Here is a 19,240-nt window from a genome sequence, read left to right as displayed (position 1 = left end):
GCACGGCCGGGTACGGCGTGCGGCGCTTCGGGTGGGGCAGCCCCCTCGTGCTCGCGCCGTACCGTAGGAGCGGCCGGTCCCGATCCGCCGTTCGTGGACATGAGCGCCAGACGGCGGTCTGGTGAACTTCACGCCGCGCACTACCAAGTCCAGCCGTGGCCCCCACTGTTGTGGCTGAAGGCGAGCACTGACGTGGTCAGGATCAGCCAGCGGGTCAGCGGGCCGCGCGGCAGCAGTGCCGCCGTGGCCCAGACGGTGGCGGTGTACCAGGGCATGGACCAGGGCGCCGCCAGGATCCAGGCGAAGCCCAGGGCGAACGGCGCGGACACGGAGAGTACAGCCTGCGGCGGGATGCGGCGGTGCAGCAGCCAGGCGAGGGCCAGCATCAGGACCGGCCAGGCGAGGCTGATGGCGGTGCCGGTCGCGGCCGGTCCCACGGTGACCCGGCCGAGCTGTTGGACGGCCGCCCACAACGACGGGACGGAGACCAGGCGGGCCGCCGACGACAGCGGTGACAGGGCATGCAGGCCGTACGGGTAGTAGCCGGCGAACGAGACGACCGCGAAGGCGGACGTCTGCCGTGCCATGCGGGCCCAGTCGCGCTCCCGCAGCAGCGGCCACAACAGTCCGACGCCCAGCAGCACCGCACTGATCTTGAGGCCGCAGGCCAGCCCGACGAGCACCCCCACCAGCAGGTCGTCACGCGGCCGGGCGGCCCGGCGGGCGAGGTGAACGGCGCAGACCGCCAGGGCGGCGATGAGGGTGTCGAGATGGCCGCCCGCGACCAGCAGCACGATCAGCAGCGGATTGGCGACCCACATCAGCGCGGCGCGGACCGGGTCGTCGGCGGTGCGTATCAGGAGGTGTCCGGCGGCGAGGAACGCGGCGCCGTTGACCAGCATCAGCAGCCAGATGGTCAACCACGGCCGGTGCCCGCCGATCTGCGCCGCCGCGGACTGCAACCAGGTCGCGACCGGCCCGTACACCGAGGGCGTACGCAGCCATACGTCGCTGACCAAGTGCGCGTAGCCGCCGCCCAGTTGGCCGGGCGTGGTCACATAGGGGTCGCCGCCGAGCGCGGCTATCCGGCCATAGGCGGCATAACTGGCGGTGTCGGAGGAGCCGACCGGCGTCAGGTCGGCGACGACGGCCACGACGGCCGCGCCCACGTAGAACAGCGCGCGCGGTCTTGGGCGCCAGCCGCGGCGGTTGGCGCCGAGCAGTCCGAACAGCCCCACGCTGGAAAGCGCTATCGATATGTAGACGGCGATCGTGGAGGCGCCCCCCGGCATGGGTGCCAGCAGGGGCAGCGGAAGCGGCGCCCGCAGGGTGTGGTTGTTCGGCGCGCTGGCGCCGACCAGCACCAACAGCACCATGCCGAGTGCCGATAGGCAGACGGCGACCCTCGGCCTGGCGAGCACGCTGTCGTTGAACCGGTCGACCAGGGTGGTCCCGAGGGTGTCCGGCGCGATGGCGGCGGACGCGGGTCCGGTGTCCAGGGCGACTCGTGGAACCGGCGGCATCAGCGGCTCTCTCGCGGCCCGTTGGCGCGCACCGACCGCCATCCTCCCTCGCACGGCCTGCCGCACCGGTCTCGCGGCGGGCGCGATGGTCGGCGTTCGATCGTCGGTCGTCACAGTCGCTCTCTGGGTCGCGTACGGGGGACAACGCGCCAGGTAAGCTACTACAGCGTGTAGACGACCGCATATGTGCCCTGCTGGGCCGGGCATGAGCTCCTCAGATATCGCACTGCTCGGTGCACCGCAGATGTCCGGCATCGGAACAGAGGCTGGCGCGCGGACATCGAGTACGCTGCCCACGCGCGGTTCGTCGCGGGTCATCACGATATGGGGGACAGGTGCCAACGGTTCAGCGGATCACCTCGCGCAACGCGCGGTACCAGCAGTGGCAGGCACTGCTGAGCAATCGCAACAAGCGCCAGCGGTCAGGTGAGTTCCTGGTCCAGGGGGTGCGGCCCATCACGTTGGCCGTACGGTACGGCTGGCCGGTGCACGCGCTGATCTACGACGAGCAGCGGAAGTTGTCCCAGTGGGCCGAGGAACTGCTGCGTACCGTACGGACCGAGCACATCGCCACGACCTCCGACATGGTGGCCGACCTGGGGGAGAAGAACGAGTCCGCACCCGAGGTGGTCGCCGTCGTGGGCATGCCCGCCGACGACCTGGACCGCATCACGGTGCGCGATGACTTCCTCGGTGTGCTGTTCGACCGGCCGACGAGCCCGGGGAACATCGGCAGCATCATCCGCTCCGCGGACGCCTTCGGCGCGGACGGCCTGATCGTCGCCGGACACGCCGCGGACGTCTACGACCCCAAGTCGGTGCGCGCCAGTACCGGTTCACTGTTCGCCCTGCCCTCGGTACGGGTCGCGTCGCCACGCGAGGTGGTCGACTGGGTGGATGCGCGGCGGGCCGCGGGCCAGCCGGTGGTGCTGGTCGGTACGGACGAGCAGGGCGACTGCGATGTCTTCGACTTCGACCTCACCCAGCCGGTGTTGCTGCTGGTCGGCAACGAGACCAACGGGCTCAGCAACGCATGGCGCGAGGTGTGCGACCACACGGTGCGCATCCCCATGACCGGCGCGGCCAGCTCCCTCAACGCGGCCAACGCCACCACGGCGGTGCTCTACGAGGCGGCGCGCCAGCGCGTCGCCGGCGGGAGGGCGTCAACCGGGGGCGCGCCCCCCTCCACCGGCGGCCGACGGTAACGCGGCGCCGTCGCCCGGCACTGCCGGGGCGGTGCCACCAATCGTGTGCCGCCAGCCGGATGAATCGCCGCCGCCGGGACGCCGTGGTGACCCGCGCTGACGGCTACGGGCTGCTCCGGCCGGGTGATCCGGGACGCCCCGCCTGCCACGGGCTCGGGCTGCGACATGTGCCTGGTGCGCTTTAGCTCGTAGTGAGGGTGCGGATCTTCCGACGTCCAACAGCAGCTTCTTGCCTGCGTCCGCCGCCCGAGGAGGTCATCGCCATGAGCCTTCACAAGTGGGTCGCCGCTCCACTGGCGGGCGCGGTGATCGTCCTTGCCGCGCCGACCCTGGCCGATGCCGCCTTGGTTCCCGCCCACACACGGCACTCGGCAGCCCTCGCCACGGTGCACCGCCCGGTGCAAGGCACGGCTCACCGCACGGTGCACGGCACTGTGGCTCCTGACCGGCGTGGTGGCCGCCGGGTGCGCTTCGGCAGCGGATTCCGCTGCCCCACCCGCGCCCCGTTGGTCTTCAAGGACGTCAGGGCGATCCTGAAGAACTGCCGACGCGGACCGATCGCCATCATCAAATCCACCAAGGACGGCTCGGTGTTGACGTTCCTCGACGTCAACATCCCGTTCAACACCTCCGGTAGCTACCAGTTCCGGATCGTCGGCTTCTACCGACGCCACCCGGCGCTGCTGGTGCAGAACTTCGACCGCCGCCCCCGGTGGTTCTACTTCCCGCCCAGCCGCTGGCACTACCGCTGAGGGGCCGGATAATGCCCGTATGGCATTGACGACCGCGTTCACCGCCTCACTCGGGCCGCGGCATCCCATCGCCCTCGCGCCCATGGGCGGCTCCGCCGGTGGCGCGCTGGCGGCGGCGGTGTCCAATTCCAGGCCAGCCGCGAAGCACTCGTACGCCGAACGCGACGACATCGACTACGTCCCCGTCTGAGCCGGTGAGGTCCTTGATCTGATCACCGAGATCAGACCGGCGGCCGACATCGTCACCGACCTCGCCACGGAGGCGGAGCGGGCCCTGGCCTCGGGGGGCCGCCGCTGACACGCGCGCTTCACGCCACTCCGAAGTGGCGGACGCGCTGGGCGCGCACACGGTGGTGCCGTTTCTGTCCCACATGACTTCACCGACGGCTTCCAGGCCGCCCACTGGCGTGTGCCCGAGCTCTACTTGGACCGTGCGGCAAGGCAGGCCAGCTCGACGTTCGCCCAACTGCCCGCGGACATCGTGGACCTGGCGATCGCCGGGTTGCGCGCCTCCGGTGCGTGGGCGCGCCGCCATGCCGATCGGCTCCACCGCGACAGCGTGGACTACGGGTACCGCCTGCTGGTCGCGGGGGAGTGAACCAACGCGGCACTGGCCCGGACCGCGACGCAACCGGAAGTCGCCGTACCGGCGTAATACGCTCTGGGGCGGCACAGTGCCGCTGACTGGCAGCAACGACCCGAACGGGGATTTCCCATGCGCTACCTGGTACGCGACCGCATGCTGGCCTTCCACGAGGAGGCATGGGTCGAGACCGAGCACCGGGAGAAGGTCTTCAAGGTCAACCGGAGGTTCCTGCGGCTTCGCCGCACCTTCGACTTCGTCGACGCCCAGGGCAACCACGTGGCCAGCATCGTCAAGAAGGCCTTCACCTTCCACCACACCATCCTGATCAAGCGGGAAGGCCAGTTGGAGGCATGGATCAGCAAGCGGATGTTCAGCCTCTTCGGCGACCGCTTCAAGGTCAGCCTGCGGGACGGGCGGCGACTGCGGATAGTGGGCAACTTCTGGGACCGCGAGTTCGACATCCAGCACGACGGCAACACCCTGGCGCACATCTCCCGGCGCTGGTTCAGCATCCGCGACGCCTACGCGGTGGACGTGATGAGCGAGCGGGACACGATGATGCTGCTCATCCTGGCGGTCTGCGTCGACCACACGCTTCAGGACATGAAGGGCGACAAGCTGACCAACCTCTGAGCAGGGCCGCAGGCAGCGCGTTCACGGCGTCCCGCAGGTGGCGACTCGGCGCCGTGATCGACCTTCCTGGGCCGGATGGCGATGGCCCGACTTGTTGTTATGGATCATTAGGGTGCATCGTACATTCGGTTGCCTCGGGCAACCCTATGGGTTTCTAGGAGGAGTTATAGATGTCTGTCGCTGCCGACGGTTTCCGTACTTACGTGGACGACAACCTCGACGCGCTGGGCGCTGACCCGGAGCGCGAGGCCCTCGTGCACGAGGGACGACGCATGACCGCGGGGGAACTGCGCGACCTCGTCTACCGGATGGCCCGCGCCCTGCGCGCCCAGGGCATAGGCCGCGGCCAGACGGTCACGTTGCTGTGTGGGAACCTGCCGGAGACGGTCGCCGCCCGTTACGCCGCCAACCTGATCGGCTGCCGGGTCAACCACCTTTACAACAAGCTGTCGGCCGAGGTCCAGGCCGCCATCGTGCAGGATGTGGAGACTCGCGCGCTGATCGTCGACCCGCGCCTCACCGAGCGCGCCGTCGAGGTGCTCGACCGGGCGCCGGTGAAGGACGTCCTGATACTCGGGGCCGCGCCCATCGGCTCCGACCTGCTCGCGCTGGCGGCCGAGCAGTCCGCCGAGCCGTTCCCCAACGAGGCCCGGCCGCAGGACATCTGCACCATCCGCCACACCGGCGGCACCACCGGCCATCCCAAGGGCATCTGCACCTCCTTCGGCCAGATGCGCAACCTGCGCGGACGGCTGCCGGACAACAAGGTCGACCGGCACCGGCAGTTGGTGTGCACCACCCTGGCCCACGCGGCCGGTTTCCTGGTCGACTCCACCCTCAACTCCGGTGGCTCGGCGGTGCTGTTGGAGGATTTCGACGCCGAGGCCGTCCTGGCCACGATCGAGCGTGAGCGCATCACCCATCTGTTCCTGCTGCCGCCCCTGCTCTACCAGTTGATGGACCACCCGAACGCGGCCCACGCCGACACCTCCAGCCTGACAAACGTGGTGTACGGCGGCTGCCAGGCGTCGCCGACCCGCATCGCCGACGCGGTGCGGCGGTTCGGCCCGGTGCTGATGCAGTTCTACGGGCAGAACGAGGCCGGTGGCATCAGCGTCCTCAAGTCCGAGGACCACGACGTGCAGCGGCCGGACCTGCTGCGGTCCGCGGGCAAGGTCCTCGACGGGGTCGAGGTCGTCATCCGCGACGAGTCGGGACGCGACCTGCCCGCGGGTGAGCACGGCGAGATCTGCGTGCGCTCCGACCAGATCATGAGCGGGTACTGGAAGCAGCCCGAACTGACCGCCGAGGTGCTGCGCGACGGCTGGCTGCACACCGGTGACGTCGGCTACCTGGACGCCGACGGCTACCTGACGATCGTGGACCGACTCAAGGACATGATCGTCGTGGTCGGCGGCCATGTGTACACCACGGAGCTGGAGGACCTGCTCAACTCGCACCCGCAGGTGCTGCAGAGCGCCGTCTTCGGGGTGCGTGACGAGGACCGGATGGAGCGGGTGCACGCGACCGTGGTCCGCGCACCCGGCGGCGACGTCGACGAACAGCGGCTGCGCGACATGGTGCGCGGCGAGCGCGGCGCGATGTACGAGCCCGCGCGGATCACGTTCGTCGACGCCCTGCCGCTGACCGACGCGGGCAAGCCGGACAAGAAGCAGCTGCGGCTGCGGGCCGAGCAGGAGGCCGCCCTGGCCTGACCGCCGTCCGGGGCGGGCCGGGACTCGTCCGGCCCGGCCCTGTCGGTCCGCTCAACGCTGAGGCAGACGACGGAGTTTGACGGTGCTGTCGGTACGGGTGAACGACTCGCCGTCGGGCATGACCTGGACGCGCTCGTGTTCCTCGTTCAGCAGTACCTCCCACTGCCCGTCCGGCAGGTTCAGCGCTTCGATGACCTCGTCCGGGGAGGGCAGCCGCACCTCGGGATGGGCGTGCTGTTCCCAGTGGGGCAGACCTGAGTGTCCCTCGATGAGCAGTACCCCGCCGGGCGCGACGGCCGCCGCGGCCTTCCGCAGGATCTCCTCTCGCGGCATGTCGCCGAGGGTGTGCAGGAACTGGGCGGAGACCAGGTCGAAGCTGCCGGTGGGAAAGGACGTCGCGAGATCGTGCCGCTGCCAGTCGATCCGGTCGCCGACACCCGCCGCCGCGGCGTGCTTGATGGCCCGGTCCAGGGCGACACGGGAGACGTCGACAGCGGTGACCCGCCAGCCCCGCTCGGCGAGCCAGACGGCGTCTCCACCTTCGCCGCATCCCAGGTCCAGCGCGGTGCCCGGCTTGAGGGGGGCGACCTCCCGGGCCAGGACGGTGTTGGGCTGTCCGCTCCAGATCCGCTCGCTCTCGGAGTACCGGGCGTCCCAGAGCTCGGCCGCCGAGGCGGTTTCGTTGGTCATCTTCGGTTCCCTTTCGGTGGGAGGGGCGGTGGTCACGGGCGGGCGGCGCCGCCCGTACCTCCGTTCACCGCAGAGCGTCGCCCCAGCATCGCTGCTTTGACAAACCTTCTTGCCGGGTCAGCAAACAGGCGTATGGCTGACCTGTCCGGCCGACTACGGCTGGCCCTGGGCGAGCACGGCCTCGTCCTGACCGCCGAGTTCGACACCCGCACCCCCGCATGGCCTCGCCAACGCGGGTTCCGCGCCCGTGGAGTCCCTCAGCCTGTTCGGGCCGCAGGGCGAACGGACGCACGTACGCGCCCGCCCCAGCGGTGAGTGACCCGCGCCCGCTCAGTCCGCCAGACCGGGTAGCGCGTCCTGCTCGACCTCGGCGCGCGGCGGCCGTGGAGCGCCGCGCTCGGCCAGCTTGGCGCGGCAGCCCTCGCCAAGCCCCCACAGGCGCGCCTCCCGGCCGGTCAACGGGCGCCCGCACAAGCGGCAGCTGACGCGCCGCCGCGCCTGCGGCTCGTCATCCTGGTCGAGCGGCAGCGTCAGATTCGGCGCGGTCATCGGGCCGGCCTGAAGTGGACAAGGAGACGGCCCGGGTTGTTCGGATCGGCCTCGACCCGGTCGTACAGCTTCTTGATGTGCTTCTGGCCGAGGAACGCCAGGGTGCGCTGCCTCAGCTGCCCCGATCCCTTGCCGGGGATGATCTCCAAGACGGTCTCGCCGGTTCGGGCGGCCTTGAAGATGGTCTGCCGCAGGGCGAGTTCGATGTCTCGGTTGTTCCGGAAGATCGGGTGAAGGTCGAGGGTCAGCAACGTCAACCCCTCCTGTCGGTTCCGGCGTGTCCCAGCCCGAGTCTGCCATGTCGCCGTGCGCTCGACTCCGGGCGGGCGTACCCCGGTCACCTTCGATGAACGTTTCCGTGCGCCAGCGGTGTGAGATGACGCGGCATCGGTTTGCCGCGGGCCCGAATCGGTTAGCCCGAAACGCTGTGCCGATGTGTTGGTACGCGCAACCGCGCGCACCGGAAGGAGACGGGCCATGGGTGCCATGACCGCGGTCACCCTGGACATCAACGGTGAGCGGTTCTCCCGCGAACTCGACAACCGCACCACGCTGTTGGACCTGCTGCGCGAACACGCGCACCTGTCCGGGGCGAAGAAGGGCTGCGACCACGGTCAGTGCGGGGCCTGCACGGTCCTGCTCGACGGCCACCGCGTCAACTCCTGCCTGTTGCTCGCGGTCGCCATGGACGGGACGGAGATCACCACCATCGAGGGGCTGGCCGAAGGGGACACCCTGCACCCGCTCCAGCAGGCGTTCGTGGACCACGACGCCTTCCAGTGCGGCTTCTGCACACCGGGCCAGATCTGCTCGGCGGTCGGGGCGATCGCCGAGGCGCGCGCCGGATGGCCCAGCGCCGTCACCGCCGAGGACGCCCCCGAAGGCCCGGTCGAGTTGACCGTGCCAGAGGTCCGCGAGCGGATGAGCGGCAACCTGTGCCGTTGCGGCGCCTACGTGAACATCGTCAGTGCGGTACGGGAAGTGGCTAGGTGAAGGAATTCCGGTACGAACGGCCGACCGACGCCGACGCGGCCGTCGCTTTGCTGACCGACGCTCCTGCCGCCACCTACCTCGGTGGCGGCACCAATCTGGTGGACCTCATGAAACTCGGCGTGGCCGCCCCCGACCTGGTCGTCGACGTCAGCCGACTGCCGTTCGAGGAGATCGAGGAGACCGACGGCGGTGGGCTGCGGGTTGGCGCCGCCGTACGCAACAGCACGCTCGCCGCGCGCCGGATGGTGCGCGAACGCTATCCGATCGTCTCCGAGGCGCTGCTGTCCGGCGCCTCGGCGCAGCTGCGGAACGCGGCGACCATCGGCGGAAACCTGCTCCAGCGCACCCGGTGCCTGTACTTCCAGGACGTCGGCAAGCCGTGCAACAAGCGCCAGCCGGGCTCGGGCTGCCCCGCCCGGGAGGGCGTCCACCGCGACCTGGCGATCCTCGGGGCGTCGGAGCACTGCGTCGCCACGCACCCGTCCGACCTCGCCGTGGCGCTCGTCGCGCTGGACGCGATGGTCCACCTGGTCTCGGCCTCGGGTCCGCGCTCGCTGCCGCTGACCGAGTTGCACCGTCTGCCGGGCGACGAACCGCAGCGCGACACCGTCCTGCGGCACGGTGAACTGATCACCGCCGTGGAGCTTCCGCCGCCGGTGCCCGAGGCTCGCTCGGCCTACCGCAAGGCCCGTGACCGGGCCTCCTACTCCTTCGCGCTCGCCTCCGTCGCCGCCGTGCTGCAGGTGCGCGGCGGGCTGGTGCACCATGTGCGGATCGCCTTCGGCGCACTGGCGGCCAAGCCGTGGCGCGCCCGCGTCGCGGAAGAGGCGCTGTTGGGCCAGCCCGCGACCGCGGAGGCCTTCGAAGAAGCCGTCGACCGGGAGCTGGCGGCGGCCAGGCCGCTGCGGGACAACGGCTACAAGGTGCCGCTCGCCCGCCGCCTCGCCGTCAGCGTGCTGACCGACCTCGCGGCGCCCGAGGCCGGAGAACCGCGATGACCACCACCCAGCCCCTGCTCGGGGCGCCCACGGCCCGGCTGGAGGCCCGTGAGAAGGTCACCGGCGCCGCCCGGTACGCCACCGACCACCCCACCGACCGCACCGCGTACGCCTGGCCGGTGCCCGCCACCGTGGTGCGCGGCGAGATCACGTCGATCGACACCACCGCGGCCTTGGCCGACCCGGCCGTGCTGGCCGTACTCACCCACCAGAACGCTCCCCGGCTGCACGAGACCGACGACCCGAACCTCGCCGTGCTGCAGAGCCCGCACGTGGCGCACCGCGGCCAGTTCGTCGCGCTCGCCGTCGCCACCTCACTGGAGTCCGCGCGGGCCGCCGCCGAAGCGATCCGCGTCACCTACCGCACCGAGCCGCACGACGTCGTACTGACCCCCGACCACCCGGGACTGTACAAACCCGACGAGGTCAACGCTGGTCTGCCCACCGACCGGGAGCACGGTGACTTCGACACCGCCTACGCCAACGCGCCGGTGCGGATCGACGCCGTCTACGAGACCCCCGCCCTGCACAACCACCCCCTGGAACCGCACGCGGCCACCGCGCTGTGGGACGGCGACGATCTGACGGTCTACGACTCCAACCAGGACTCCTCCGGCGTCCAGCGCACGCTCGCCCAGTTGTTCGGGCTGGCGAACGGCAAGGTGCACGTGGTCAACGAGCACGTCGGCGGCGGCTTCGGCGCGAAGGGCACCGCCCGGCCCCCCGTCGTACTCGCGGCGATGGCGGCCCGCACCGTGCGCCGCCCGGTCAAGCTCGCCCTGCCGCGCAACCAGCTCGCCGCGGTGACCGGCTACCGCGCCCCCACCATCCAGCGGATCCGCATCGGCGCCGACCCAGAAGGACACATCGAGGCGCTCGCCCACGAGGCGATCACACAGTCCTCGACGATCACCGAGTTCGTGGAGCAGGCGGCGGCGCCCAGCCGCACCATGTACAACGCACCACACAGCCGCAGCACCCACCGGGTCGCCCAACTCGATGTCCCCACTCCGTCGTGGATGCGCGCGCCCGGCGAGTGCCCGGGGATGTTCGCCCTGGAGTCCGCGATGGACGAACTCGCCCTCGCCTGCGGGGTCGACCCGATCGAACTGCGCACGCGCAACGAGCCGGCCGTCGAGCCGGACAGTGGGCTGCCGTTCAGCAGCCGCCATCTGGTGGAGTGCCTGCGCGAGGGCGCCTGCAGGTTCGGCTGGCACGACCGCGACGCCCGGATCGGGGGCAGGCGCGAGGGCCGTCTGCTGATCGGCAGCGGCGTCGCCGCCTCCACCTTTCCGGCGCTCGTGATGCCCTCGCAGGCCGAGGCGCACGCCGCCGCCGACGGAAGCTACGAGGTGCGCGTCAGCGCCAGCGACATCGGCACCGGCGCCCGTACCGTGCTGACCCAGATCGCCGCCGACACCCTCGGCGTGCCGCTGGACAGCGTCCGGGTCCGCGTCGGCAGCAGCGATCTGCCGCCCGCCTCGGTGGCCGGGGGCTCGTCCGGTACGGCCTCCTGGGGCTGGCCGGTGCACAAGGCGTGCACCGAGTTGCGGCAGCGCCTGGCGGAACGCGGATACGCGGTGCCCGAGCAGGGCATCACCGTCGCCGCGGACATCGCCCAGGACATTGACGAGCGGGAGGACCTCGCACGCCATGCCTTCGGCGCGCAGTTCGCCGAGGTCCAGGTCGATCCGGCGACCGGTGAGACACGGGTGCGCCGGCTGCTGGGCGTCTTCGCGGCGGGCCGGATCCTCAACTCCCGTACCGCGCGGTCGCAGTTCATCGGCGGGATGACAATGGGCCTGGGGATGGCGCTACTTGAGGGCAGCACCATGGATCCCGCCTTCGGTGACTACGCGGAACGGGACCTGGCCGCGTACCACGTGGCCGCCTGCGCGGACGTCCCGGAGATCGACGTCCACTGGATCGAAGAGGAAGACCCACACCTCAACCCCATGGGCTCCAAGGGCATCGGCGAGATCGGGATCGTCGGCACCGCCGCGGCGATCGCCAACGCGGTCCACCACGCCACCGGCGTACGGGTGCGTGCGCTGCCCATCCACCCCGATGTGCTGGTGGCCCGGCTAGCCGACCAGCCAGGTCCGCCATAGCGCGGGAAAGTGTGTCAAGGTGTAAGAGGAAGAGTGCCGTAGCAGGTGCCTGGGCAGGACGGCAGCTCACCTGGTGGTGAGGAGACTCCCATGTCCGACGAGATATGGGCCAACGAGGTTTACCAACCTGACGGGTCGGAGGTCCAGGACGACTCCGGGATCCTCGATCCGCAGGACACCCTGGACGACCGGGGCGTCAGCCCGGCCATCGACGAGGGGTACTCACCGCCGGAGCGCCCGCTGGCAGTGGAGCGGTTCGGCGTCACGGTCAGCGAGCAGCGACGGGGCGAGAGTCTCGACCAGCGGCTGGCGGAGGAGGTACCGGACGTCGGCGAGCCGCTGGGCGACGGCGTCGGAGACCTGGTCGGCGGGAACGGAGAGCTGATCGACCGCGAGGTCGGCGACGCGCGGGCGGGGCGTCTGGTGGGCACCGACGAGGGCGTGCCGCACGGTGTGGAGCAGGCGGAGGACAGTGCGGCCTACGACGCCGGAATCGCGGGCGGCGCCGCGTCGGCCGAGGAGGCGGCGATGCGGATCGTGGAGGAGGGAAAGGAACCCGAGCCGGACGATCTGTGACCGCAACCGCGCTGCGGCGTGAGGGGATCACCAGGAAGCGCCGTCCATGGCCGCCGCGTTGGCGCGGTCGATGTCGGCCATGTGTTCCTCGGCCCAGTTCCGCAGCATGGCCAGCGGGGTCTCCAGAGACAGGCCGAGTTCGGTGATCCGGTAGTGCACCCGTGGCGGCACGGTCGGCTCCACCCGGCGGCTGACCAGGCCGTCGCGGACCAGGTTCCGCAGGGTCACCGACAGCATCTTCTGCGAGACGCCGGGCATCCGACGCTGCAACTCCGCGAACCGGACCTCGTCCGGAGCCGCCCCGGCCAGCACCTTGATCGCCATCGACGTCCACTTGGTGCCGATGCGGTCCAGCAACTGCCGGGTCGGGCATCGCTGATCGAACAGGTCGCCGCGGGCGCCGTCGGAGGTCACCTGGAACTCACCACCTGTGCCGAAAGTGCGGTCTTGGCGCCTCCACTGTAGTTACCTAACGTTTGCTTGTCACCATCGGTAACCGGCCTCGGAGGCGCGCCGTGTCCCTGAAGATCGAACTCCGTCGCGTCGCGACCAACGGCGTCCGCCTCAATGTGGCGCTCGCGGGCGAAGGTCCGGCGGTCCTGCTGCTGCACGGGTTTCCGCACACCTGGCGACTGTGGACCGAGGTCATGGAGCGGCTCGCCGCTCAACACCGCGTCATCGCACTCGACTTGCGGGGTCTCGGCGCCAGCCCCCGGGCCACCGACGGCTACGACGCCGCCAACCTGGCCGCCGACGCCGAGGGCCTGCTGGCCGCACTCGGCGAGACCTCCGCGGCGGTGGTCGGGATCGACGCGGGCACCCCGCCCGCCTTCCTGCTCGCCATGCGGCGACCCGGTCTCGTCCGGCGACTGGCGGTGATGGAGTCACTGGTGGGCGCGCTGCCCGGCGCCGAGGACTTCCTGGCGGGCGGGGCACCCTGGTGGTTCGGCTTCCACGCCCAGCCCGGCCTGGCGGAATCCGTACTGACCGGCCATGAGGCCCAGTACATCGACTGGTTCCTCGACCGCGGCACTCTCGGCCGTGGCGTGCCCGCCGACATCCGCGACGCCTTCGTGCACGCCTACACCGGAGCCGAGGCCCTGCGCTGCGCCTTCTCCTACTACCGCGCACTGCCCACCAGCGCGCGGCAGATCCAGGAGGCGGTCGCCACCAGCCGACTCACGGTGCCCACCCTGGCGGTCGGCGCGCAGCCGGTCGGCGACGCGCTCGAACGGCAACTGCGCCCGGTGGCCGACCACCTCGTCGGCCATGTCATCGAGGACTGCGGCCACATCATTCCGCTGGACCGGCCAGCGGCGCTGCTCGACCTACTGGAGCCGTTCCTCGGGTGAGGCGCAGACAGCCACTGCCGGCCATGGCCGGGCGGCGCGACGTCACCGATGTCGAGGACCTGTCCCAAGCCGGGCTCGGCCTCGACAGCGCGGAACAGCCCGTGCCGCTGGTGGCCGAGGACGACCGCGTGGTCGCGATCGGCTCCCTCTCCCAGACCTTCTGGGCCGGGCTGAGCATCGGCTGGCTGCGCATCCCCCGATCCACGGGGTTGCGCCTCATGAGCGATACGGCACCGAGCGCCCCCGCCCAACTGCTCGCGGTCCGACTGCTTCAGGCCGCAGACCCTGCCTGGTACGCCGAACTGCGCCGCACCCTGAGGCAACGCCGCGACCTGCTGCTGGACCTGCTCGCCCGGCACCTACCGGCTTGGCGGAGGCATGTGCCGCATGCCGGACTGTCCCTGTGGGCGGCCCTCCCCGCATCGGAAAGCGAGACCTACGCCCACCTCGCGGCAACCCACCACGGTGTCCACACCACCCCCGGCACCACGTTCTGCGTCGACCGCCACCACCTGTCCGGGCTCCGCCTCTCCTTCGCGCAGTCCCCGCGGACCCTGGAGACCGCCGTCGACCGCCTCACCGTCGCCTGGGAGGAACACACCCGCCAACTCGCGGCGGGGCTGGGGTGACGGGGAGCGGTTCCGCCATGCGCGAAACACTCCGAATGCGGCGTGGCGGGCGGCCACGCTGGGGTGATGGGAGAGACCACGACCGTGCGACGGCTCGACCTGGGCTATGTGATCCGGCCAGCGTCGGAAACGGGCGGCTCGCAGCCGAGGGTTGAACCCGTTCTCGCCTATCTGGTGGCGCACGAGCGGGGCCTGCTGCTCTTCGACACCGGCATCGGCGCGGCCGATCCCGAGACCGAAGCCCACTACCGACCCCAACGGCGCGGACTCCAGGACGAGTTGGCCGCCGCCGGTGTGACCCTTGCCGATATCTCGGTCGTTGTGAACTGCCATCTCCACTTCGACCACTGCGGCGGAAATCCTTTGCTGGGCGGCACGCCGATCCTGGTGCAGGACGTGGAACTGGCCATGGCCCGCCGAGGCGACTACACGATTGACGAACTCGTCGACTTCCCCGGTGCGGTCTACGAAGGACTCGCCGGCGAGGCCGAGATCTGGCCTGGGGTCCGGATCATCCCGACCCCAGGGCACACCAACGGCCATCAGTCACTGGTCCTACGACAACCGGACGGCGAAACCGTCGTGCTCGCTGGCCAAGCCCATGACTTCGCCTTCCAGTTCGGCTCGGACCACTTGGCCCGGCGCGCTTCGCTGCGCGGCGTGCAACCACCGCTTCCCACCTACCGGCCGTGGTTGGACCGGCTCGCCGAATTCCACCCCCGGCGTGTGTTCTTCGCCCATGACTTCGCGGTCTGGGAGGCGCCGCTCAACGGGTGATGGGAATGGTGCGGCTGACCAGGGCCTCGTAGCCGCGTTCTGACCAGGCGGTGAAGTGCAATTGGAGCGAGGTCAGTTGGGCGGGGGCCGCTCGGGTGATGGACAGGCGGAACAGGAAGCGGGTGGCGCGGTTGTCGGGGAGGTGCGCGGCCAGGAAGTCGGTGTTGGTGTTGAGCACCGGGTCGCAGCCGCTCGTCAGGCTGAGCCTCTTCCACCGTCCTTGGTGGTAGACCTCGACGGTTGCGTCCCTGGGCGCGAGGGACACCGCCTTGCCGTTGCCGATCGGGGCCCAGGCGGACAGGCCGAGCGCCGGGCGGATGCTGTGGAACGGGGCGCCTGTGCCGTTGTAGATCACCGTGCCGATCTCGACCTTGGGGCCGCCCACGACGACCCCTTTCGGCATCGTCAGCGGGTCGTAGGCCACCGTGGCACGGCCGTGGTGGACGGTGGCCGGAGTGCGCGTGGCGGAGGGTGCCGGGTCCGGTGCGTCGCAGGCGGTGGCGGGGTTGGCCGGGGCCAGTAGTGGTACGGCGGTCAGGAGCAGCCCGGCCACGGCGAGGGGCAGGCGCGGACGGCGTGCGGTGGACATGGTCTCCGTCCGGGTTGGTGTGTGCGGCAACTCGTCCGCGGCGCCCGGGGGTTGTGGCCGTCTCGTCACTTCACGTGGACCGTTGCCGTCCAGTGCAGCACCGTATGCGGGCAGATGCGACCGGGTGCGGAGACGCACCGCTCATTGGCGCTGATGGTCGCGGTGCCGTCGGACTGCGGGCGGAAGACGGCGCTGGCGTTGCCGCTTGGGGATGTCCCCTCGGCGGTGCGCTGGAGGGTCCGGTCCCCGGTGGCGCTCGGCACGCTCCACTTCCACGTCTCCGCGTTCGCGCGGCGGCCGGTCAGCCGGACCGTGATCACTTCTCCCCTGCGGACGGTCACCGACCGGCCGTTGTCAGCGTTCGTGAGGGTGAGGCGGGCGGCCGTTACCGACCGGTCCGTTCGTGGTGCGGCGGAGGCCGGGGCCGGTACGCAGATCGCGGCGGTGGACAGGGCCAGCCCCACGGTGAACGCGCTGACGGGGATTTTCATGCTCCTCATGCCCTCCACTGTGACTCGCGGCGGCACGGCCCGCTTCCGATCACCTTCGATTCACTCCTTCGAGGTGACCGGCTTGCGGATGCGGACCGAGTGTTATGCGGTGACCCTGGGAGAGGGGCCACACGCCAAGGAGGACCACCATGTCCATGCTCGACAAGCTCAAGGGCCTGCTGAAGGGGCACGAGGACCAAGCCAGGACGGGCGTCGACAAGGCGGGTGACTACGCGGACGAGAAGACGCAGGGCAGGTACAGCGGCCAGGTCGACACCGGCCAGGAAAAGCTCAGGGAACAGTTCGGCGGAGACCAGGACAATCCTCCACGGACCTGACCGCGGCCTGACGCGGATCGCGGGGGCCGTTGGCGGTCGCGGCGGCGGTGCCGGTTGCCTTGCGCATGCCCGTCGCGTTCCCCAAGCTGCGTTCCAGGCCCTACGAGGGGGAGGAACGGATGCCCAAGGGGAACTCAAGGCACGGCTTACCGCAACGGCCGGTGAAACGCGACCACTTGGGCCGCGCACTCGCGGCCTTACTGGCAACGGCCCTGGCGACCGCCACACTGAGCGCCGTCACGTCCAGCGCTCCCGCCCAGGCGGCGCCGGCTGAACCGGACCCGGTGGTCTTCGTGCACGGCCGCAACGCCGGGCCCGGTGTGTGGGGCGGCATGATGACCGACTTCACCGCCGCCGGGTACCCGCAGGACCGGCTGTTCGCCTGGTCGTACGACACATCGCAGTCGACCAACGAGGTGCTGAGCGGCCAACTGTCCTCGTACGTCGACACGGTGCTGGCCCGCACCGGTGCCACCCGGGTGGACATCGTCGCGCACAGCCTCGGCAGCCTGCCCACCCGCTGGTACATCAAGTTCGGCGGCGGCGCGCGGAAGGTGGCGCACTGGGCCTCCCTTGCCGGTCCCAACCACGGTACGAGCCTGGCCTATCTGTGCGCGTTGTGGGACCAGGGGTGCCGGGACATGACCCCCGGCTCCTACGTCGTGCAGCACTTGGACCAGGGCGCCGAAGCCCCGGGACCGGTGCGGTACGCGACCTGGTGGTCGCCGTGCGACGAGCAGGTCTCCCCGCCGACGAGCACGGAACTCACCGGTGCGGCCAACACCGAGACCGGCTGCCTGAAGCACAACGACTTCCTCAGCGACCGAACGGTGTCCGAACAGGTTCTCGCGTTCCTCCGGACCGCGACGGCTCACTGATCACCGGCCCGGCCGGACTTCGAGCAGACCGGGACCGCCAAATGCCGCCTATGTGGTTGGCGCTGCGGTGGGAACATCCGGCGGCCGAAGCCACCGAGTCGGATTGGGCCTGTCCCGGCGCTGCCAAGTGGCCGCGTCGCCCCGGGAATTGAACCCCACCGCGCGCCCGTACGTGTGCAGGGGCGGCCCGGTTCCGCCGCTGACGCCGAGGCGGTTCGGCGACGGGCCGACTGAACCAGGAAGATCGGAGCCGGATACGTGTCGCACATACGCACCGAGAAGTCCCGTCGGACCTTGCGACGGCAGCGGGTACGCCGCCGAAGGATCTCCAAGCTGACGCTCACCCTCGCGGGCGTACCGCTGGCCATGGGCGCGCTCGCCGGAACCGTGTTCGCCGCGGTCGGCGTCCACCACCACCGCGGTGCCGCCGCAGCCGCCCCGTCCACTAGCCCCAGCGCCGCCGCCAACCCGGCCGCGGCTGCCAACGCCAACCCGAACTGCACCCTGATCGTCCCCGCCAACCCGTTGAGCGCCCAAGGCCTGGCCACGCCCTACCAGTTGACCGCGACCAACCCCGCGATGGGACCCTGCAACGAGGCCAACGCCAACCAGTCGGCGTTCGTCGAAGCCGCGGTCATGGGCGGCAACGGCCAACTCACGCTCTACGACCCGCTGGTGGTCGACAAGGGCACCCAACCGGCCGCGCCCCCGGCCGCCGCGCAGGTCCCGGCGGGGTCCACGGTCGGCATCTGGTTCGGGTTCAACGGAACCAACCTGACGCTGAAGTCGGCCGCGGGCGCAAACAGTCTCACCCAGGGCAAGTGCGTCAACGGTCAGAACGGCTCGGTCTTCGGGCAGTTCGCGCAGTGCAACGCCCCCGCGTTCTTCCAGGCCGCCAACGGCCAGATCGCCAACAAGCAGTTGCAGGTCCCGGCGCTGGGCATGGCGAAGGACGGGATGCCTTGTCCCACCACCCGTGACTTCTCCGTGGTGGACCAGGACCAGAGTGACAACGTGGTCACCCACTACCTGGCCAACGGCAAGGGGCAGACCGCCCAGAACAACGCCGCGGGCAAGGCGGCGGTGGCCAACGCCACCGATCTGGCCAACGGCAGCGACAACCTGCTGCTGAGCCAGTTCATCGACCCGGCCCTCGGCTGCACACCGTGGACCACACCGGACCAGTCCAGCGACAACCAGCCGAGCGCCGCCCTGCCGTTGGACGAACTGTCCGCGGCGGCCAACCAGAAGGCCCCGGTCGCCCTCGTACCGCTCAACGATCCGATGACGCTGAACAACGCCAACGCCAGCCAGGGCAAGGCCAACCTCTACCGCGCCGGAGTCGACCAGCCCCCGATCGGCGCCGCCGACAACGGCAACGGTACGACGTACTGCAAGAACATGTTCAACAACCCCGCGGGTGTGCAAAGGGTGTTCAAGGACCAGGCGATGTTCGCCAACGCGCCGTCCGTGGACGCCGCGATGGCCACCAACCTGTTCACCTTCCTGGCGATGCGGGCGAACCAGAGCTTCACCAACCTCGGTTGCGGCAAGCTGCTGAACGCCGCCAACCCGATCACGTTGACGACCAACGGCAACGGGGTGGTCACCGCCGCCGCCCTCACCCCGCTCGGCAAGACCCCGCCGTCCGCCGCGCCCACCGCCTCGGCCATGCCGAGCGCGCCCACCGGCACCGGCGGCATGCCGCCCACCGCGACCGCCTCAGCCCCGGCCCCCAGCACCAGTGCCACCGCCCCGGCAGGCGGCACCGCGGGCGGCACCGGCACCGGGAACAGCCCCACCCCGGCGCCCAGCAAGTCGTGCCGACCGCCCAAGAAGGTCCATTGGTAGCCGA

Annotated in this window: 23 protein-coding genes and 1 pseudogene; 17 read left to right on the top strand and 7 right to left on the bottom strand. The window is 70.5% G+C overall.

What is annotated here, in order from left to right:
- Positions 1–140 precede the first annotated feature (140 nt).
- Positions 141–1,523, bottom strand: coding sequence for a hypothetical protein (locus O5O46_RS19175; RefSeq protein ID WP_269856717.1), 1,383 nt, complete (start codon positions 1,521–1,523; stop codon positions 141–143).
- A gap of 335 nt (positions 1,524–1,858) precedes the next feature.
- Here O5O46_RS19175 and O5O46_RS19170 point away from each other — a divergent pair, with 335 nt between their 5' ends.
- From O5O46_RS19170 to O5O46_RS19145, 6 genes are all read left to right on the top strand, one after another.
- Positions 1,859–2,728, top strand: a complete 870-nt coding sequence (locus O5O46_RS19170; RefSeq protein ID WP_269856716.1) for an RNA methyltransferase — start codon at positions 1,859–1,861, stop codon at positions 2,726–2,728.
- A 263-nt stretch (positions 2,729–2,991) separates the two neighbouring features.
- Complete coding sequence (locus tag O5O46_RS19165; RefSeq protein WP_269856715.1) at positions 2,992–3,480, top strand: hypothetical protein; 489 nt, start codon at positions 2,992–2,994, stop codon at positions 3,478–3,480.
- A gap of 19 nt (positions 3,481–3,499) precedes the next feature.
- Positions 3,500–3,670: a hypothetical protein gene (locus tag O5O46_RS19160; RefSeq protein ID WP_269856714.1), complete on the top strand. Its 171-nt coding sequence runs from the start codon at positions 3,500–3,502 to the stop codon at positions 3,668–3,670.
- Positions 3,671–3,889: 219 nt separating this feature from the next.
- Entirely contained in the window at positions 3,890–4,078 is a 189-nt protein-coding gene (locus O5O46_RS19155; protein WP_269856713.1) for a hypothetical protein, read from the top strand.
- A gap of 117 nt (positions 4,079–4,195) precedes the next feature.
- Positions 4,196–4,699 (top strand): LURP-one-related/scramblase family protein, encoded by a 504-nt coding sequence (locus O5O46_RS19150; RefSeq protein WP_269856712.1) that lies wholly within the window; start codon positions 4,196–4,198, stop codon positions 4,697–4,699.
- 170 nt (positions 4,700–4,869) lie between these two features.
- Positions 4,870–6,414, top strand: coding sequence for an AMP-binding protein (locus tag O5O46_RS19145; protein ID WP_269856711.1), 1,545 nt, complete (start codon positions 4,870–4,872; stop codon positions 6,412–6,414).
- A 51-nt stretch (positions 6,415–6,465) separates the two neighbouring features.
- On the opposite strand, the gene O5O46_RS19140 is transcribed toward O5O46_RS19145, so the two are convergent.
- On the bottom strand, positions 6,466–7,104 hold the full coding sequence (locus tag O5O46_RS19140; protein ID WP_269856710.1) for an SAM-dependent methyltransferase: 639 nt from the start codon (positions 7,102–7,104) through the stop codon (positions 6,466–6,468).
- A gap of 141 nt (positions 7,105–7,245) precedes the next feature.
- Between O5O46_RS19140 and O5O46_RS19135 the strand changes: the two are divergent.
- Positions 7,246–7,423, top strand: a pseudogene (locus O5O46_RS19135) (XRE family transcriptional regulator); the annotation flags it as partial.
- A gap of 11 nt (positions 7,424–7,434) precedes the next feature.
- Here the strand turns inward: O5O46_RS19135 and O5O46_RS19130 are convergent.
- A complete protein-coding gene (locus O5O46_RS19130; protein ID WP_269856709.1) occupies positions 7,435–7,653 on the bottom strand; it encodes a DUF6011 domain-containing protein in 219 nt (72 codons plus the stop codon).
- Positions 7,650–7,910, bottom strand: a complete 261-nt coding sequence (locus tag O5O46_RS19125) for a Smr/MutS family protein (RefSeq protein ID WP_269856708.1) — start codon at positions 7,908–7,910, stop codon at positions 7,650–7,652. Before O5O46_RS19125 ends, O5O46_RS19130 begins: the two co-directional genes overlap by 4 nt.
- Before the next feature lie 220 nt (positions 7,911–8,130).
- Between O5O46_RS19125 and O5O46_RS19120 the strand changes: the two genes are divergently transcribed.
- From O5O46_RS19120 to O5O46_RS19105, 4 genes are all read left to right on the top strand, one after another.
- The gene (locus tag O5O46_RS19120; protein ID WP_269856707.1) at positions 8,131–8,646 is read left to right on the top strand and encodes a 2Fe-2S iron-sulfur cluster-binding protein; all 516 of its coding nucleotides are present in this window, start codon (positions 8,131–8,133) and stop codon (positions 8,644–8,646) included.
- Positions 8,643–9,644: an FAD binding domain-containing protein gene (locus O5O46_RS19115; RefSeq protein ID WP_269856706.1), complete on the top strand. Its 1,002-nt coding sequence runs from the start codon at positions 8,643–8,645 to the stop codon at positions 9,642–9,644. Before O5O46_RS19120 ends, O5O46_RS19115 begins: the two co-directional genes overlap by 4 nt.
- A complete protein-coding gene (locus tag O5O46_RS19110) occupies positions 9,641–11,755 on the top strand; it encodes a xanthine dehydrogenase family protein molybdopterin-binding subunit (protein ID WP_269856705.1) in 2,115 nt (704 codons plus the stop codon). The genes O5O46_RS19115 and O5O46_RS19110 overlap by 4 nt, the downstream gene beginning before the upstream one ends.
- A gap of 90 nt (positions 11,756–11,845) precedes the next feature.
- The gene (locus tag O5O46_RS19105; RefSeq protein ID WP_269856704.1) at positions 11,846–12,331 is read left to right on the top strand and encodes a DUF5709 domain-containing protein; all 486 of its coding nucleotides are present in this window, start codon (positions 11,846–11,848) and stop codon (positions 12,329–12,331) included.
- Positions 12,332–12,358: 27 nt separating this feature from the next.
- On the opposite strand, the gene O5O46_RS19100 is transcribed toward O5O46_RS19105, so the two are convergent.
- Complete coding sequence (locus tag O5O46_RS19100) at positions 12,359–12,745, bottom strand: winged helix-turn-helix transcriptional regulator (protein ID WP_269856703.1); 387 nt, start codon at positions 12,743–12,745, stop codon at positions 12,359–12,361.
- A 101-nt stretch (positions 12,746–12,846) separates the two neighbouring features.
- Here O5O46_RS19100 and O5O46_RS19095 point away from each other — a divergent pair, with 101 nt between their 5' ends.
- From O5O46_RS19095 to O5O46_RS19085, 3 genes are all read left to right on the top strand, one after another.
- The gene (locus O5O46_RS19095; protein WP_269856702.1) at positions 12,847–13,683 is read left to right on the top strand and encodes an alpha/beta fold hydrolase; all 837 of its coding nucleotides are present in this window, start codon (positions 12,847–12,849) and stop codon (positions 13,681–13,683) included.
- Entirely contained in the window at positions 13,680–14,312 is a 633-nt protein-coding gene (locus O5O46_RS19090) for an aminotransferase class I/II-fold pyridoxal phosphate-dependent enzyme (RefSeq protein WP_269856701.1), read from the top strand. Before O5O46_RS19095 ends, O5O46_RS19090 begins: the two co-directional genes overlap by 4 nt.
- Before the next feature lie 66 nt (positions 14,313–14,378).
- Complete coding sequence (locus tag O5O46_RS19085; protein WP_269856700.1) at positions 14,379–15,089, top strand: N-acyl homoserine lactonase family protein; 711 nt, start codon at positions 14,379–14,381, stop codon at positions 15,087–15,089.
- Here O5O46_RS19085 and O5O46_RS19080 read toward each other — a convergent pair.
- A complete protein-coding gene (locus O5O46_RS19080; RefSeq protein WP_269856699.1) occupies positions 15,079–15,678 on the bottom strand; it encodes a hypothetical protein in 600 nt (199 codons plus the stop codon). The genes O5O46_RS19085 and O5O46_RS19080 overlap by 11 nt on opposite strands.
- A 65-nt stretch (positions 15,679–15,743) precedes the next feature.
- Positions 15,744–16,178 carry a hypothetical protein gene (locus O5O46_RS19075; protein ID WP_269856698.1) on the bottom strand — a complete coding sequence of 145 codons (435 nt, stop codon included), beginning with the start codon at positions 16,176–16,178 and terminating at the stop codon, positions 15,744–15,746.
- 140 nt (positions 16,179–16,318) lie between these two features.
- Here O5O46_RS19075 and O5O46_RS19070 point away from each other — a divergent pair, with 140 nt between their 5' ends.
- The 3 genes from O5O46_RS19070 to O5O46_RS19060 all read left to right on the top strand — a co-directional run bounded on the left by O5O46_RS19070 (position 16,319) and on the right by O5O46_RS19060 (position 19,236).
- Complete coding sequence (locus O5O46_RS19070; RefSeq protein ID WP_269856697.1) at positions 16,319–16,507, top strand: antitoxin; 189 nt, start codon at positions 16,319–16,321, stop codon at positions 16,505–16,507.
- 161 nt (positions 16,508–16,668) lie between these two features.
- Positions 16,669–17,385 carry an esterase/lipase family protein gene (locus O5O46_RS19065; protein WP_269856696.1) on the top strand — a complete coding sequence of 239 codons (717 nt, stop codon included), beginning with the start codon at positions 16,669–16,671 and terminating at the stop codon, positions 17,383–17,385.
- A gap of 258 nt (positions 17,386–17,643) precedes the next feature.
- Positions 17,644–19,236, top strand: coding sequence for a hypothetical protein (locus O5O46_RS19060; RefSeq protein ID WP_269856695.1), 1,593 nt, complete (start codon positions 17,644–17,646; stop codon positions 19,234–19,236).
- Positions 19,237–19,240 lie beyond the last annotated feature (4 nt).

The sequence above is a fragment of the Streptomyces sp. RPT161 genome (genome assembly GCF_027533845.1).
In the GTDB taxonomy this organism is placed as follows: Bacteria; Actinomycetota; Actinomycetes; order Streptomycetales; family Streptomycetaceae; genus Streptantibioticus_A; species Streptantibioticus_A silvisoli_A.
This window is presented reverse-complemented; position numbering and strand designations above follow the sequence as displayed.

Bases quoted from the DNA above. Each gene is read 5' to 3' on its own strand.
- O5O46_RS19175 (WP_269856717.1), bottom strand. From the start codon at position 1,523: ATGCCGCCGGTTCCACGAGTCGCCCTGGACACCGGACCCGCGTCCGCC.
- O5O46_RS19165 (WP_269856715.1), top strand. From the start codon at position 2,992: ATGAGCCTTCACAAGTGGGTCGCCGCTCCACTGGCGGGCGCGGTGATC.
- O5O46_RS19160 (WP_269856714.1), top strand. From the start codon at position 3,500: ATGGCATTGACGACCGCGTTCACCGCCTCACTCGGGCCGCGGCATCCC.
- O5O46_RS19150 (WP_269856712.1), top strand. From the start codon at position 4,196: ATGCGCTACCTGGTACGCGACCGCATGCTGGCCTTCCACGAGGAGGCA.
- O5O46_RS19145 (WP_269856711.1), top strand. From the start codon at position 4,870: ATGTCTGTCGCTGCCGACGGTTTCCGTACTTACGTGGACGACAACCTC.
- O5O46_RS19140 (WP_269856710.1), bottom strand. From the start codon at position 7,104: ATGACCAACGAAACCGCCTCGGCGGCCGAGCTCTGGGACGCCCGGTAC.
- O5O46_RS19130 (WP_269856709.1), bottom strand. From the start codon at position 7,653: ATGACCGCGCCGAATCTGACGCTGCCGCTCGACCAGGATGACGAGCCG.
- O5O46_RS19120 (WP_269856707.1), top strand. From the start codon at position 8,131: ATGGGTGCCATGACCGCGGTCACCCTGGACATCAACGGTGAGCGGTTC.
- O5O46_RS19110 (WP_269856705.1), top strand. From the start codon at position 9,641: ATGACCACCACCCAGCCCCTGCTCGGGGCGCCCACGGCCCGGCTGGAG.
- O5O46_RS19105 (WP_269856704.1), top strand. From the start codon at position 11,846: ATGTCCGACGAGATATGGGCCAACGAGGTTTACCAACCTGACGGGTCG.
- O5O46_RS19085 (WP_269856700.1), top strand. From the start codon at position 14,379: ATGGGAGAGACCACGACCGTGCGACGGCTCGACCTGGGCTATGTGATC.
- O5O46_RS19080 (WP_269856699.1), bottom strand. From the start codon at position 15,678: ATGTCCACCGCACGCCGTCCGCGCCTGCCCCTCGCCGTGGCCGGGCTG.
- O5O46_RS19075 (WP_269856698.1), bottom strand. From the start codon at position 16,178: ATGAGGAGCATGAAAATCCCCGTCAGCGCGTTCACCGTGGGGCTGGCC.
- O5O46_RS19070 (WP_269856697.1), top strand. From the start codon at position 16,319: ATGTCCATGCTCGACAAGCTCAAGGGCCTGCTGAAGGGGCACGAGGAC.